The sequence below is a fragment of the Caballeronia sp. LZ029 genome, from assembly GCF_031451275.1.
GTDB lineage: Bacteria > Pseudomonadota > Gammaproteobacteria > Burkholderiales > Burkholderiaceae > Caballeronia > Caballeronia jiangsuensis.
Map to the genome: position 1 here is coordinate 2,411,723 of NZ_JARUXO010000001.1, position 14,230 is coordinate 2,425,952.

At 64.3% G+C, this 14,230-nt stretch carries 16 protein-coding genes; 5 read left to right on the forward strand and 11 right to left on the reverse strand.

Annotated features, from left to right (window positions below; genetic code table 11):
• A partial coding sequence (locus QCE73_RS11395) for a GDP-mannose 4,6-dehydratase (protein ID WP_309881261.1) occupies nt 1-315 on the reverse strand: 315 nt, incomplete at its 3' end.
• Between the two features lie 285 nt (nt 316-600).
• Here QCE73_RS11395 and QCE73_RS11400 point away from each other — a divergent pair.
• Nucleotides 601-1,449 (forward strand): symmetrical bis(5'-nucleosyl)-tetraphosphatase, encoded by an 849-nt coding sequence (locus QCE73_RS11400; RefSeq protein ID WP_309881263.1) that lies wholly within the window; start codon nt 601-603, stop codon nt 1,447-1,449.
• Here the strand turns inward: QCE73_RS11400 and QCE73_RS11405 are convergent.
• From QCE73_RS11405 to QCE73_RS11430, 6 genes are read right to left on the reverse strand one after another with little or no spacing between them, the layout of a single operon-like run.
• On the reverse strand, nt 1,418-2,218 hold the full coding sequence (locus tag QCE73_RS11405; protein WP_309881990.1) for a lysophospholipid acyltransferase family protein: 801 nt from the start codon (nt 2,216-2,218) through the stop codon (nt 1,418-1,420). The genes QCE73_RS11400 and QCE73_RS11405 overlap by 32 nt on opposite strands.
• A complete protein-coding gene (locus QCE73_RS11410) occupies nt 2,218-3,495 on the reverse strand; it encodes a dihydroorotase (protein ID WP_309881264.1) in 1,278 nt (425 codons plus the stop codon). The genes QCE73_RS11405 and QCE73_RS11410 overlap by 1 nt, the downstream gene beginning before the upstream one ends.
• 10 nt (nt 3,496-3,505) lie before the next feature.
• On the reverse strand, nt 3,506-4,531 hold the full coding sequence (locus tag QCE73_RS11415) for an aspartate carbamoyltransferase catalytic subunit (RefSeq protein WP_035500867.1): 1,026 nt from the start codon (nt 4,529-4,531) through the stop codon (nt 3,506-3,508).
• A gap of 41 nt (nt 4,532-4,572) precedes the next feature.
• Nucleotides 4,573-5,082 carry a bifunctional pyr operon transcriptional regulator/uracil phosphoribosyltransferase PyrR gene (gene pyrR / locus QCE73_RS11420; RefSeq protein WP_309881266.1) on the reverse strand — a complete coding sequence of 170 codons (510 nt, stop codon included), beginning with the start codon at nt 5,080-5,082 and terminating at the stop codon, nt 4,573-4,575.
• Nucleotides 5,069-5,515: a Holliday junction resolvase RuvX gene (gene ruvX / locus QCE73_RS11425; protein ID WP_035500863.1), complete on the reverse strand. Its 447-nt coding sequence runs from the start codon at nt 5,513-5,515 to the stop codon at nt 5,069-5,071. Before ruvX ends, pyrR begins: the two co-directional genes overlap by 14 nt.
• On the reverse strand, nt 5,512-6,090 hold the full coding sequence (locus tag QCE73_RS11430) for a YqgE/AlgH family protein (RefSeq protein WP_008342667.1): 579 nt from the start codon (nt 6,088-6,090) through the stop codon (nt 5,512-5,514). The genes ruvX and QCE73_RS11430 overlap by 4 nt, the downstream gene beginning before the upstream one ends.
• A 30-nt stretch (nt 6,091-6,120) precedes the next feature.
• On the opposite strand from QCE73_RS11430, the gene QCE73_RS11435 reads away from it, so the two are divergent.
• Complete coding sequence (locus QCE73_RS11435) at nt 6,121-7,611, forward strand: deoxyribodipyrimidine photo-lyase (RefSeq protein ID WP_309881269.1); 1,491 nt, start codon at nt 6,121-6,123, stop codon at nt 7,609-7,611.
• Here the strand turns inward: QCE73_RS11435 and QCE73_RS11440 are convergent.
• Nucleotides 7,608-9,002, reverse strand: a complete 1,395-nt coding sequence (locus QCE73_RS11440; protein ID WP_309881270.1) for a hypothetical protein — start codon at nt 9,000-9,002, stop codon at nt 7,608-7,610. The two genes, QCE73_RS11435 and QCE73_RS11440, sit on opposite strands and share 4 nt — an antisense overlap.
• 363 nt (nt 9,003-9,365) lie before the next feature.
• Nucleotides 9,366-9,536, reverse strand: a complete 171-nt coding sequence (locus tag QCE73_RS11445) for a rubredoxin (RefSeq protein ID WP_025527884.1) — start codon at nt 9,534-9,536, stop codon at nt 9,366-9,368.
• A 310-nt stretch (nt 9,537-9,846) separates the two neighbouring features.
• Between QCE73_RS11445 and QCE73_RS11450 the strand changes: the two genes are divergently transcribed.
• Genes QCE73_RS11450 through QCE73_RS11460 form a run of 3 tightly spaced genes read left to right on the forward strand, consistent with a single transcriptional unit; the run spans nt 9,847 to nt 11,995 of the window.
• Nucleotides 9,847-10,722 (forward strand): hydroxymethylpyrimidine/phosphomethylpyrimidine kinase, encoded by an 876-nt coding sequence (locus QCE73_RS11450; protein WP_035500859.1) that lies wholly within the window; start codon nt 9,847-9,849, stop codon nt 10,720-10,722.
• Between the two features lie 32 nt (nt 10,723-10,754).
• Nucleotides 10,755-11,534: a DUF72 domain-containing protein gene (locus tag QCE73_RS11455; protein WP_309881271.1), complete on the forward strand. Its 780-nt coding sequence runs from the start codon at nt 10,755-10,757 to the stop codon at nt 11,532-11,534.
• Between the two features lie 29 nt (nt 11,535-11,563).
• A complete protein-coding gene (locus QCE73_RS11460) occupies nt 11,564-11,995 on the forward strand; it encodes a hypothetical protein (RefSeq protein WP_238212670.1) in 432 nt (143 codons plus the stop codon).
• A 104-nt stretch (nt 11,996-12,099) separates the two neighbouring features.
• Here the strand turns inward: QCE73_RS11460 and groL are convergent, their stop codons facing one another.
• Complete coding sequence (gene groL / locus QCE73_RS11465) at nt 12,100-13,740, reverse strand: chaperonin GroEL (RefSeq protein ID WP_035500853.1); 1,641 nt, start codon at nt 13,738-13,740, stop codon at nt 12,100-12,102.
• A 98-nt stretch (nt 13,741-13,838) separates the two neighbouring features.
• Entirely contained in the window at nt 13,839-14,129 is a 291-nt protein-coding gene (locus QCE73_RS11470) for a co-chaperone GroES (protein ID WP_035500852.1), read from the reverse strand.
• Nucleotides 14,130-14,230 lie beyond the last annotated feature (101 nt).

The window sequence follows — 14,230 nt, forward strand, 5'->3', positions numbered from 1 at the left end:
CGTGAACGTGCCGACGACGTTGGTCTGCACGAAATCGGCCGGGCCGTGAATCGAGCGATCGACGTGACTTTCGGCGGCGAAATGCAGGATGGCGCGCGGCTTGTGCGTGGCCAGCAGCGCATCGATGGCGGTGCGGTCGCAAATGTCCGCGCGCGCGAACACGTGCCGGGCATCGCCTTCGAGCGACTTGAGCGTGCCCAGATTGCCCGCGTACGTCAGCTTGTCGACGTTCAGAACAGGCTCATCCGAGCCATTGAGCCAATCCAGAACAAAATTGGCGCCGATGAAACCGGCGCCGCCTGTTACGAGAATCATAAAACCCCTCTTCGCTGCTTATGGCCAATAAAGACCGAATGCCCGATTGTGTACAAACTTGCAGCGACCCCGGCATCGGATAGGGCAACCGTGACCGAGCGATCAAAAGCCGGGCCGCATTCTGGCCAACCAATAATTATAGGGCTGGCCGCTACGAAAACTTGGCGCCCAACGACTTGATAGAGCGAGACATTTTTTGTCGTCCTTGCAAAGGTCGGTTCATCTGAACAGAAGGTCTTCACCGACTGTTTCATAATGCCGGGATACTTCGCTATACGGCTTTCTATGACCGACGCCCTGACCTCCAGCACCTCCTCCGCCCCCCTCGTCTTCGGCGACCTCCAGGGCTGCTGCGACCCCTTCCAGCGCCTCCTGAAAAAAGCCGCCCCCGCCCCCGACACACCGCTCTGGTTCGCGGGCGACCTCATCAACCGTGGTCCGAAATCATTGCAGACGCTGCGCGAGGTAATCGCCCTCGGCGCACGCGCGACGGTCGTACTCGGCAATCACGACCTGAACCTGCTGTCCGTCGCCGCCGGTCTGCGCAAACCGAAAAAAGGCGACACGCTCGACGAAATCCTCGCCGCACCCGACGCCGCCGATCTCATCGAATGGGTCCGTCACAAGCCCGTCGCGCATTTCGAGAACAACGTGCTGATGGTCCACGCAGGCGTACTACCGCAATGGGACGCGACGATGACGATGGAACTCGCCCACGAACTCGAACAGGCCTTGCGCGCGCCGAACTGGAAAGAAACGCTCGCGTCGCTCTACGGCAACGAGCCGCATCGCTGGGAAGACAACCTGAAGGGCGCGGACCGCCTGCGCGTGATCTACAACGCGTTGACGCGCATCCGCTTCTGCACGCCCGAAGGCGCGATGGAATTCGCCAACAACGGCGGCCCCGACGCCGCGCCGCCCGGCTATATGCCGTGGTTCGACGTACCGAATCGCCGCACGCAGGACGTGACGATCGTCTTCGGCCATTGGGCCGCGCTCGGCCTCATGATCCGCGACGACGTGCTGTGTCTCGATTCGGGCTGCGTCTGGGGCAACAAGCTATCGGCGGTGCGCATGACCGCCGATCCCGCGCAGCGCGTGGTCACGCAGGTGAGCTGCTCGATGAAGAAGTGAGCGGAACCTCGGCCGTCGTTTCGACGACCGCAGGTGCACCGCGCATGCGCTGCAGCGCCGCGTCGACGGCAGCCTGCGCTTCGCTCGCAAGCAACCGCCGATCCGCCCCCGGCGCGAGCGGATCGCACACATACAGATGCGCGGTGATCTCCCCCGCGCCCAGCAGCGCATTCAGCGAATCGTCGAGCGACATATCGCCGATATACGCAGGCGCGGTCGACTGTCGCCCTTGCGCGTCCTCGTACATCAGGCAGATCGGCTGCACAGGACACGACGCCGACACCGCCGCCTGAAACATGTTGGCGTGAAACGGCAGCAGCGACGTGCCATCGGTGGTGGTGCCTTCCGGGAACACGCACATCATTTCGCCCGCGAGCAGTCGATCGGCCAGCTCATGCATGATGCGCTTCGCGTCGCTACGCTTCTCGCGCTGCACGAACACCGTGCCGAGCTGTTGCGCCAGCCAGCCGACGACCGGCCACTTTCGAATCTCCGCCTTCGACACGAACGGCGTCGGACGCCACGCGTTGATCACGTAGATATCGATCCACGAGATGTGATTGCCAACGACGAGCACGCCCGCATCGAGCCGCGCCTCGTCGTTATGCACGACGAGCTTCATCCCGGAAAGCCGCAGCATCTCGAGCGACCACACGCGATTCATCTCGGCGCGCTCGCTCGCGGACGCGCGCGGAAAGCGCCTCGCGACAACCCACATGCCGTACAGCAAGTGGATAACGAGCCGCAGCTTGCGCCCAGCGAACATGATCAGCGGCTCTCGTAAGCGACGTGCCCGCCGACGATCGTCGCACGCACGCGCGCCGGCAGCTCATAGCCGAGGAACGGCGTGTTGCGGCCCTGGCTCTTCAGCTTCGCCGGATCGACGCGCCATTCGCCCGCCGCGTCGAACACGCAGAGATCCGCGATCGCGCCGGTCGCGATGCGGCCCGCGGGCAGCTTGAGCACATCGGCGGGCGCGGACGAGATGCGCGCGAGCGCCTTCGCGAGCGGCACGTTCGCGTCGAGCGCCCACTTCACCGTCAGCGACAGCAGCAGTTCGAGACCGGTCGCGCCCGGTGTGGCTTCGGCGAAGGGCAGCAGCTTTTCGTCGTCGTCGAGCGGCGTGTGATCTGAGCAGATCGCGTCGATGGTGCCGTCCGCGAGGCCCGCGCGGATCGCGTCGCGGTCGCGCTGCGAGCGCAGCGGCGGATCGAGACGGAATTGCGAATCGAAGTAGCCGATATCGATATCGGTCAGATGGACATGATTGATGGTCACGTCGCACGAGACGGCGAGACCCTCGGCCTTCGCCGCGCGCACGAGTTCGACGCCCGCCGCCGACGACAGATGCGACAGATGCACGCGCGCACCGGTCACGCGCATCAATTCGAAGATCGTATGCAGCGCGATGGTTTCCGCCGCCACCGGCACGCCCGACAACCCGAGCCGCGACGCCACCGCGCCGCTCGCCGCCACGCCGCCCTTCGACATGTAAGCGTCCTGCGGGCGCAGCCACACGGTGTAGCCGTACGTGGTCGCGTATTGCAGCGCGCGTTGCAGCGTGCGCGTATCGACGATCGGGTTATCGGCCTGCGAAAAACCGATGCAGCCCGCCTCGGTCAACTGGACCATCTCGGTGATGGCCTCGCCCTTCAAGCCGACGGTCAGCGCGCCGAGCGGATACACATGCGCGAGATGCAGCTTCTGCGCGCGAAACTTGAGCATTTCGACGAGGCCCGGCTCGTCGAGCGTCGGGTCGGTGTCGGGCGGACACACGAGGCTCGTCACGCCGCCGGCCATCGCGGCGGCCATTTCGGATTCGAGCGTCGCCTTGTGCTCGAAGCCCGGCTCGCGCAACCGCGCGGACAGATCGACGAAACCCGGCGCGATGTAAAGCCCCGACGCGTCGATGACCTTCGCCGCGTTGAAATCCGCAGGCGCCTCGCCCAGGCCGACGATCCTGCCCGCCGCGATGAAAACGTCCTTGCGTTCTTCCGTGCCCGCGGCCGGATCGATGATCGTGCCGTTTTGAATCTGGATCTTCATGTCGTCTTCTTCAGTCGCTGTTGCCGGCCACGATGCCCATCACCGCCATGCGCACGGCGATGCCGAAGGTCACCTGATTCAGGATCACCGATTGCGGGCCGTCGGCCACCTGCGAGTCGATTTCCACGCCGCGGTTCATCGGGCCCGGATGCATGACGATCGCATCGGGCGCGGCGAGCGCGAGACGCTCGGGCGTGAGTCCCCAACTCTTGAAATACTCCTGCGCGGACGGCAGGAGCGCGCCGCTCATCCGCTCGTTTTGCAAACGCAGCATGATGATCACGTCGACGCCCTTCAGGCCCTCGTCGAGATTGTGATAGACGTGCACGCCCATCTGGTCGAGGTTGCCCGGCAAGAGCGTGCGCGGGCCGATCGCGCGCACTTCGGGCACGCCCAGCGTGGTCAGCGCGTGAATGTCCGAGCGCGCGACGCGCGAATGCAGAATGTCGCCGACGATCGCCACGCGCAGCTTCGTGAAGTCGCGCTTGTAATGGCGGATCGTGTACATGTCGAGCAGGCCTTGCGTCGGATGCGCGTGGCGGCCATCGCCCGCATTGATCACGTGCACGTGCGGTGCGCAATGCTCGGCGATCAGATACGGCGCGCCGCTCGACGCGTGACGCACGACGAACATGTCGGCGTGCATCGCGGAGAGGTTGTTGATCGTGTCGAGCAGCGATTCGCCCTTGCTCGTCGATGACGCGTTGATGTTCAGGTTCAGCACGTCCGCCGACAAACGCTTCGCCGCGATCTCGAACGTAGTACGCGTGCGCGTCGAATTCTCGAAGAAGAGGTTGAACACCGACTTGCCGCGCAAGAGCGGCACCTTCTTCACTTCGCGGTCGGTCACGCTCACGAACTGCTCGGCGGTATCGAGAATGTGCGTGACGATCGAGCGCGGCAGTCCTTCGATGGTCAGCAAGTGCTTGAGCTCGCCGTTCTTCGTGAGCTGCGGGTTGCCCTTGAGAAAGCCGTACCGGAACTTGTCTTGGGTAGGCGCGCCCGTCTCGGTTGCGCCCTGAGTGGCGGTGTTCATGGTGATCCCGGGTGTTACTGGAAAGAAGCTGCGAGCGTCGCTCAGCGGGCTTCGGTCGTAAAAGTGAATCCGCCGTCCTCGCGACGCGCGAGCACGAGGTTCTGGTTCGGAGGCACTTCAACCGCCGCACCGGTGAAGCGCGCGCCGATCGGCATTTCGCGCCCGCCGCGATCGGCGAGCACCGCGAGGTCGATCGACGCCGGGCGGCCGTAGTCGTACAGCTCGTTGATCGCCGCGCGCACGGTGCGCCCCGTCGACAGCACGTCGTCGATCAGGATGATGCGGCGGCCGTTCACATCGAAAGGCAATTCGGTCGGGCGGGCCTGGCTGTGCAGGCCCTTTTTCGCGTAGTCGTCGCGATGCAGCGCGACATTCACCACGCCGAAATGCGGTGCGTTCAGGTCCTTCGCGAGCCGCTCGGCAAGCCACACGCCGCCGCTGTAGATGCCGGCGAGAACGGGGCCATCGGGTGCGGCGAGCGATTGTCCGAACGCGGCGCGAATCTGGTCGACCAGCGCGCGATAGAGCGACTCGGCGTCAATGGAACTCATGATCGTCGGGAAGTCCGTCGAGATATTGTTGAAGAATGACGCGGGCGGCTTCGGCGTCGATCTCGTCGAAGCGGCCGCGTGCGTTGGTGCGCACGCCGCGTTCGCGCAAATCGGCTTTGGCGTCGACGGACGAGTAGCGCTCGTCCACCCATTGCACGGGCACGTTGAAACGGCCGTTCACCTGATTGCCGAAGCGCTTCGCGAGCGCGCTCATTTCATGCGGCGTGCCGTCGGGATGCATCGGCATGCCGACGACCACGGTGTCGGGCTTCCACTCGTCGAGCAGCTTGCCCACTTCGACGAAGCGATATTCGCGGTCGCGGTTTTCCAGCGTGACGAGCGCACGCGCGTGTTTCGTGAGCGTATTGCCAACGGCGACACCAATCCGCTTCTCGCCGTAATCGAATGCCAGCAGCGTGGCTTCGCGGCTCATGCGTGCCCTGCTTCGCCGGACAACATCGAGCGCGACACGCCGAGCAGCGAGAGCGCGGCTTCGAGGCGGTCCTCGGCCGGCACGTCGAAGATGATGCGCGGATCGGCTTCCACCGTGAGCCAGCCGTTCTTCGAGATTTCCTCTTCGAGCTGCCCCGCGCCCCAGCCGGCGTGACCGAGCGTGAGCAGGAAGCGCTCGGGGCCCTTGCCGCTCGCGACCGCTTCGAGCACGTCCTTCGACGTGGTCATGGCGAGGCCGCCGGGCACGCTCATCGACGAACTGTACGGTTCGCCCTCGCCCGCTTCGTGCAGCACGAAGCCGCGCTCGGTCTGCACGGGACCGCCGAAATACACGGGCAAATGGACGAGCGGCTCGATCTCCAGCTTGAGATCGATGCGGTTGAAGAGCGACTGGAGATCGATATCGGTCGGCCGGTTGATGACGAGGCCGAGCGCGCCTTTCTCCGTGTGATCGCACAGGTAGACCACCGTTCCTGAAAACGTCGGATCGGCCATGTTGGGCATGGCGATCAGGAACTGATTCGTCAAATTGATGCGATCGGAAGTCTTGGACATAATTCAGAATTTTAACAAAGGCGCTGCGAGATGGCCGACTTTGATGTAGGTCTGGTCTGGTTTCGGCGGGACCTGCGCGCGGCAGACAATGCTGCACTCTATCACGCGCTTACACGGTGCCGCCGCGTGCTGTGTGCGTTCATTTTCGATCGCGATATTCTCTCGCCGCTCGAAAAAAAGGACCGGCGCGTGCCCTTTATCCATGCGAGCGTCGTCGAACTGGATCGCACGCTGCGCGAGGCCGGCGGCGCGCTGATCGTGCGGCACGGTCATCCGGTTCACGATATTCCGGCGCTCGCGCGCGAATGCGGCGTCGATGCCGTGTTCGCCAACCGCGATTACGAACCGGCCGCGAAGGCGCGCGACGAGGCCGTCGCGAAGAAACTCGCGAGTCAGGACATCGCTTTTTTCACGTTCCGCGATCAGGCCGTCTTCGATCATGACGACGTGATGACAGGCGCAGGCAAGCCCTACACCGTCTTCACGCCGTACAAGCGCAAGTGGCTCGCCACGCTCACGCCGGATGCGCTGAAGCCGTATGCGTCGGAGGATCATCTGAGCGCGCTCGCTAAGCCGCCGTCGGGCGTGAAGCACGCGGCGCCGTCGCTCACCGCGCTCGGTTTTGCCGATGCGCACGGTCCCGCGTTTCCCGCGGGCACGAGCGGCGCCTACGAGCTATTCGACGATTTCCGCGACCGCATGACCGATTACGGCCGCACGCGCGATTTTCCCGCGCTGAAGGGCCCGAGCTATCTCGGCGTGCATCTGCGGCACGGCACCATGTCGATACGCGCGCTCGCCCGCAGCGCGCACGATGCGCAGCGACACGGCGACAAAGGCGCAGAAACCTGGCTTGGCGAACTGATCTGGCGCGAGTTCTATTTCTCCGTGCTGCACCATTTTCCGCACGTCGGCGTGGCGGGCGATCATCGCGCGTTCAAGCCGGAATACGACCGCATACGCTGGGAAACGGGCGACGCCGCCGACGCGAGCTTCGCGGCGTGGTGCGCGGGTCTAACGGGCTATCCCCTCGTCGATGCGGCGATGCGGCAGATCAACACGTCCGGCTATATGCACAACCGGCTGCGCATGGTGGTCGCGAGTTTTCTGACGAAGGATCTCGGCATCGACTGGCGTCGCGGCGAGGCGTATTTCGAAGCGCTCTTGAACGACTTCGAGCTATCGAACAACAACGGCGGCTGGCAATGGGCCGCCTCCAGCGGCTGCGACGCGCAACCGTATTTCCGTATCTTCAATCCGGTCACGCAGTCGCGGAAATTCGATTCGGCGGGCAAGTTCATCCGCCATTACGTGCCGGAAATCGCGGGCCTTTCGGATCGCGATATCCACGCGCCGTGGCTCGCGAAGCCGGATGCGCTGAAGGCCTCGAAAGTCTCGATCGGCGCAGATTATCCGCAGCCGATCGTCGATCACGACGCCGCCAGAAAGCGCACGCTCGCGCGCTATGACGTCGTGCGCAAGCCCGGCGCGAAGCACGCCGCGCCGCCCGAGGACGATTAACGTGCGATAAGCGCCGGCTTCTCGATCATCGCGGTGAGGGCGACGATCGATCCGCGCCCTTCCGAAGGCGCGATGCCGGCGGCCGCCTGATGCAGCATCGAACGCAGCATTTGCGCGGCGCGCTCGGGCACGGTGGCATCGATGCCGCGTGTCGCGCCTTCGGCGCCATCGGCGTGCGTTTCTCCGTGATGCGCGACCCGCCGCCACGCCAGGCCGAGCGTGTCGGCAAGCAGCGCGACATGCCCGAGGCCCAGCGCGCACGCTGCCGCGCCCAGCCGATGCGACGCGTCCGCAGCGGAAAGCGCCGCGGCTTCGTCGACCGTGCCGGTTTCGCTCGCCTGCGTGCCGCGCTCGACGAGCGCATCGATCGATGTCTCCGCGCTCTGCAGGAAATCCTCGTAGGCGGCCGCGTTCACGCGCAGCACGCCGAGATCGCGGGTCGCGGCATCGCGCGACGCTTCCTCGCTCGCCTGCGCGGCGCCCGCTTCCCACGCGGCCTCCGATGCCGGCGTCGCGGCGACGTGCCATGCCACGGTCAGGCCGTAGTCGCGCAGCACGTCGACGTGCGCGGTGTCCTCGGGCGCCGCGCCGTACAGCGCGAAATCGCGCCACAGCAGCGCGAGCGTCGCGCGCACGAGCGAACGCGGCGCAAACGACAGCGCGTGCGCCTGGTCCGCCAGCACGAGGTTGAAGCGCGCGTAGAGGCGCTTCGCATCGGCGATATGGTCGAGCGCGCCGCCGCTGCGTTCGGCGCGCTCACGCAGCGCCCGCACCGTCGACGACGCGAGCCGCCAGAAATCGTAGGGATCGGAACCTTGCAGCTCGTCGAGACAGGTATCGAGGCGCGCGAAGGCATTGGCGGATTCTTCGGCCGATCCGCGCAGCAGTTTGAGCAGCGTCGCCTCGTAATGCGCTCGCAGGTGCGCGAGCCGCTCGGGCGCGATGCCGCGCAGTGTCGCCGGCGCGATCGCGCGGCCCGCGAGCGCGAGGTCGTCGTAGGAAACGGGCGCAACCCGCGTGTGTGCGGCCAAAAGCGCGTGCAACCCGCGATAGTGATCGAAAAGCCCGGTCGAGCACGAGAGTTCGCGCAGATTATGGCGCTCGACCGCGCCGCGAAACACCGCGATCGCATCGGCGATGCGCGCGTGGCTTCCCTCCGATTCGTCACCGAGCGGCGCGACGAGCGCGAGCGCCTCGGCGAAACGCTGCCCGGGCAGCCAGCCCGCCGAATGCAGCGCGGCGATGGCGCGCTTCAACGCGGCCCCGGTTTCGCCCTGGCGCTGGAACGCGTGCAGCGCGTCGGTCAGCGCCATTTCGGCGAGTCGCACCGACCCGCCGCGCGGATTGGGCAGGGCTTCGAAGGGAACGGGCAGATCGGGACGAGATGTCATAACAAGCGCTCACAAGCCGGTTCGCGGGCGCGGTGATCGAACGCCGCCGTCGCACGCGGTTGAAAATGCGTCATCGGTAGGCGGGACGAGAGTCGCCACGCCTGCTTCAAGCGTATGCCTCATCGAGCGGGAGCGGAAATCGAATGCGCCCGCCGAGGCTTTTCGCACCTTTCACCTTTGTTCGCCAACATCGCGCGACGCCGGAATCGCCGCAACGAACTCGCCTTACGCTACAAAAACAGAAAAATCGCGCCAACCGCACGGCGGCGGCACGCGCGCGGCACGCGTTGTCATATTCGAACGCGGTCCGCAAAAAACGCGCGCCGCATGACGCGAGTCATGCGGCGCGGCAGAACGACAAGATCAGATCTGAACCATCTCGAAATCTTCCTTGCGGGCTCCGCATTCGGGACAGGTCCAGTTGATCGGAACGTCCTCCCAGCGCGTGCCCGGCGCGATGCCCTCTTCGGGCAATCCCGCCTCCTCGTCGTAGATCCAGCCGCAGATCAGGCACATCCAGCTTCTGTATTCCATACTTATGCCGCGTCGATAGGTCGGTTGAAATTAGGACATGATGGTACCGTGTTGCCGTGTCGATGCCTAGCAAGCGGGCCGTCCGGGGTGCGCGCATCGTGACATCGGTCGAAACGGTCACCGCGCCGGCTTTTTGCGACCCAGTCTCGCGCGCCCGAAAAAAGTGCGCAAAGAGAACAGCCGGGCGACATTAGGCCGCATAATCAGACATGACCGAGCGGGCATTCGCTCACGCGCTCAAGGCGCGGGCGAGTTCCCTTAGAGCCGACCGTCCAATCAAGCAATCAATACCATAATGTCCGTTTTTGCCATGACCGGCGACTCCCCTCCGATCGTACTAACCTTCGGCCTTTTCGATCCCACGGGCGGCTCGGGCCTGCAAGCCGACCTGCTGACGCTCGCGAGCATGGGCTGCCACGGCGCGACCGTGCTCACCGGCTACGCGGTGCGCGACTCCGCCACCTGCGATGAAGTGACCGGGCTCGATCCGGACACGGTCGCGACCCAGGCGCGCATGTTGCTGGAGGACATGCCGATCGCCGCCTTCAAGATCGGCGCGGCGACGCGCGCGGAGCTCGTATCGGCCATCGCCGAGGTCGTCTCCGATTACGACGACGTGCCGCTGATCCTCGCGCCCGATTTCACGCTTGACGACGAACACGTGCTCTCCGCCGACGAACTCCGCGAATCGCTTGCCGATCTGCTCGTGCCGCAGACCACCATGCTGATCGCCGATCACGCCACGCTACTGCAACTCGCCCAGCCGGACAGCGACGCCGAATCGCCGACGCTCGATTCCGCGATTTCCCACATCCTGGCGCAAGGCTGCGAGTACGTGCTCGCGATGGAAACCGGCACGCACCGGCATGTGAACACGCTCTACAGCGAAGAGGGGCAAGTGCGTCAGGACACGTGGGAGCGCGGCGTGCAGCGCATCATGGGCCTGACCGATACGCTCGGTTCGGCCGTCGCCGCTTTGCTCGCGAACGGCCAGGAGCCCGCCGAGGCCGCGCGCGAGGCGCAGGAATACGTGTTCCAGGCTGCGCGCGCCGCTTTTCGGCCCGGCATGGGCGCGTATCTGCCGGACCGCTTCTTCTGGGCGCGCTCGAACGACGCCGACGAAGACGGCGAAGCATCCGCGCTACCTGATGATCCGACGGGGCTGCCCGGAGAAGCCCGACACTGACACCCGAACAATAAGGGAGGCGACGCGAGCGCATGCCATATCGACTGCCCCATCTGCACAAGCCCGGCCCGCAAGGCGCAATCCGCATCGGCTGCGCGGGCTGGGGCCTGTCGAGCGCCGTCTCCGCGAGCTTTCCGCACGAAGGCACGCACCTCGAACGCTATTCGCATGTGCTGACCTGCGTCGAGATCAACTCCAGTTTCTACAAGCCGCATCGCGAGCAGACCTACGCGCACTGGGCCGAGAGCGTGCCCGAGTCGTTCCGCTTCTCGGTCAAGATGCCGAAGGCGATCACGCATGACGCGCGTCTCGTCGATACCGCTTCCCTGCTCGATGAATTCCTTCAGGCCGCCGGACATCTGGGCGACAAGCTCGGCTGCTGGCTCGTGCAACTGCCGCCGAGCCTGCCCTTCGATCACGACATCGCCGAAACTTTTCTCAAGGCTCTGCGCGAACGCACGAAGCTGCCGGTCGCATTCGAGGCGCGCGAGCATAGCTGGTTCACGACGCACGCGGCGGCGCTGCTGAAGGCGCATCACATCGCGTACGTGGACGCCGACCCGATCCCCGACGAATGCGAGATCAAGCATCGCGCGGACGCGTCGCTGGTTTATGTGCGGCTGCACGGCTCGCCCGAGCTCTACAAGTCCTCCTACGACTACACCTATCTCGACGATCTCGCGCGCACGCTGCATAACCGCGCGAAAAAGACGCCCGAAGTCTGGTGCATCTTCGACAACACCGCCGAGGGCCATGCGCAGCCCAACGCGCTGCATCTGATGGAGCGGTTGCGGATTCATCACAAAGTCTGACCACGTACGACGCTACGGAGGGTTTCCCGATGCATAAGCCGGCAGCACGAATTGCCCGTTTGCTTGGAGCCACGCTGTTCGTTTCGCTGTTCAACCTCGCCCTGCCCGCTCACGCCCAGAATGCCGCGCCGCCGCCCGGCGCCACGCCCGCGGGCGACGGCACGTTCCTGCTGACGATCTTCCTCAAGCACGATGAATCGAAGACGCTGCCGCAGATCAATCAGCAACTGAAGGAACAAGGCTACTTCAAGCAGTTTCCGCCGCCGGGCGTGGAAGTGGTGTCGTGGTACGTGATGATGGGCATCGGACAGGTGGTGACGCTGCGCGTGCCCGCCGACCGGCTGCGCGAAGTGAACCGCGCGATCGAGAGCACCGCGTGGGGCGGCTATCGCACGGAGTTTTATCCGACCTACGACTACAAGGCCGCCGCGCAGAAACTTCGCGACGAGATGAACAAATAGCCTTTGTATGGACGAAAAAAAACCCGCATCGCTGCGGGTTTTTTCTTTGGCACGGCGCGAAACCTCTTTCGAAGTCCGCGCCGATGCAATCGGCCGAAGCCAGATTACATGTCCATGCCCATGCCGCCCATGCCGCCGGGCATACCGCCAGGCATCGGCGAGTCTTCCTTCGGCAGTTCGGCAACGGCTGCGTCGGTCGTCAGCAGCAGGCCTGCCACCGATGCCGCGTTTTGCAGCGCGGTGCGCGTGACCTTCGTCGGGTCGACGACGCCGGCTTCCACCAGGTCACCGTACTCGCCGGTCGCCGCGTTGTAGCCGTAGTTGCCCGAACCTTGAGCAACAGCCGCCACCACGACGGAAGCTTCTTCGCCGCCGTTCGTGACGATCTGGCGCAGCGGCTCTTCCATTGCACGCAGAACGATCTTGATACCTGCGTCCTGATCGGCGTTGGCGCCCTTCAGGCCGTCGATCGCACGGCGAGCACGGATCAGCGCAACACCGCCGCCCGCCACGATGCCTTCTTCCACAGCTGCGCGCGTTGCGTGCAGTGCGTCTTCGACACGTGCCTTCTTTTCCTTCATTTCGACTTCGGTCGCAGCACCGACCTTGATCACCGCAACGCCGCCAGCCAGCTTGGCCACGCGCTCTTGCAGCTTTTCACGGTCGTAGTCCGACGTCGCTTCTTCGATCTGCGTGCGCACTTGCTTCACGCGCGCTTCGATGTTCGCGGCTTCGCCAGCGCCATCGATGATCGTCGTGTTTTCCTTGCCCACTTCGATGCGCTTCGCCTGGCCCAGTTCAGCCAGCGTCGCCTTTTCGAGCGTCAGGCCGGTTTCTTCCGCAATCACCTGACCGCCGGTCAGGATCGCGATGTCTTCCAGCATGGCCTTGCGACGGTCGCCGAAGCCCGGAGCCTTGACGGCAACCGTCTTCAGGATGCCGCGGATGTTGTTGACGACCAGCGTAGCCAGCGCTTCGCCTTCGACGTCTTCCGCGATGATCAGCAGCGGACGGCCAGCCTTCGCGACTTGTTCCAGAACCGGGAGGAGGTCACGAATGTTCGAAACCTTCTTGTCGTGCAGCAGCACGAACGGGTTGTCCAGAACGGCGACTTGCTTGTCCGGGTTGTTGATGAAGTACGGCGACAGGTAGCCGCGGTCGAACTGCATGCCTTCCACGACGTCGAGCTCGTCTTGCAGCGACTTGCCGTCTTCGACGGTGATGACGCCTTCCTTGCCGACCTTGTCCATCGCTTCAGCGATGCGCTCGCCGATCGACGTGTCGCTGTTCGCCGAGATCGAGCCGACTTGCGCGATTTCCTTGTTGGTCGTGCAGGGCTTGCTGATCTTGCGCAGTTCTTCGATTGCTGCGGCGACAGCCTTGTCGATGCCGCGCTTCAGGTCCATCGGGTTCATTCCCGATGCGACGTACTTCATGCCTTCGCGAACGATGGATTGCGCGAGCACGGTAGCGGTCGTGGTGCCGTCACCTGCGTTGTCGCTGGTCTTGGAAGCCACTTCCTTGACCATTTGCGCGCCCATGTTCTGGAGCTTGTCCTTCAGTTCGATTTCCTTCGCGACCGAGACACCGTCCTTGGTGACCGTCGGGCCGCCGAACGAGCGCTCGAGCACGACATTGCGGCCCTTCGGACCCAGCGTGACCTTGACGGCGTTGGCCAGGATGTTCACGCCTTCGACCATCTTGGCGCGTGCGGAATCGCCAAAAGTGACTTCTTTAGCTGCCATATCCAAACTCCTTGATTCGATTCGATTTTCCGGCTTCGCTCAGCGCGCCCGAAAGAGGCTGCGGCTTGTTGGCGAAGCCGAATGTGCAGGAAGGATGCTTACTTGACCAGAACGGCCATGATGTCTTCTTCGCGCATGACGAGCAGTTCCTGCCCGTCGACCTTGACGGTCTGGCCAGCGTACTTGCCGAACAGAACGCGGTCGCCCACCTTCACGTCGAGGGCGTTCTGCACGCCCTTGTCATCGCGCTTGCCCGGGCCGATGGCCAGGACTTCGCCTTGATCCGGCTTTTCTGCCGCTGCTTCCGGGATCACGATGCCCGATGCGGTCTTGGTTTCCTGGTCCAGACGCTTGACGATGACGCGATCGTGCAAAGGACGAAGGTTCATACACACTCCTCTCTTGATTGAGACTGAAAACGCGGGAAAACCCGTCCATTGAGAACAATCTCGCCGGACGGCAATCTTGTTAGCACTCTCGTGCAGTGAGT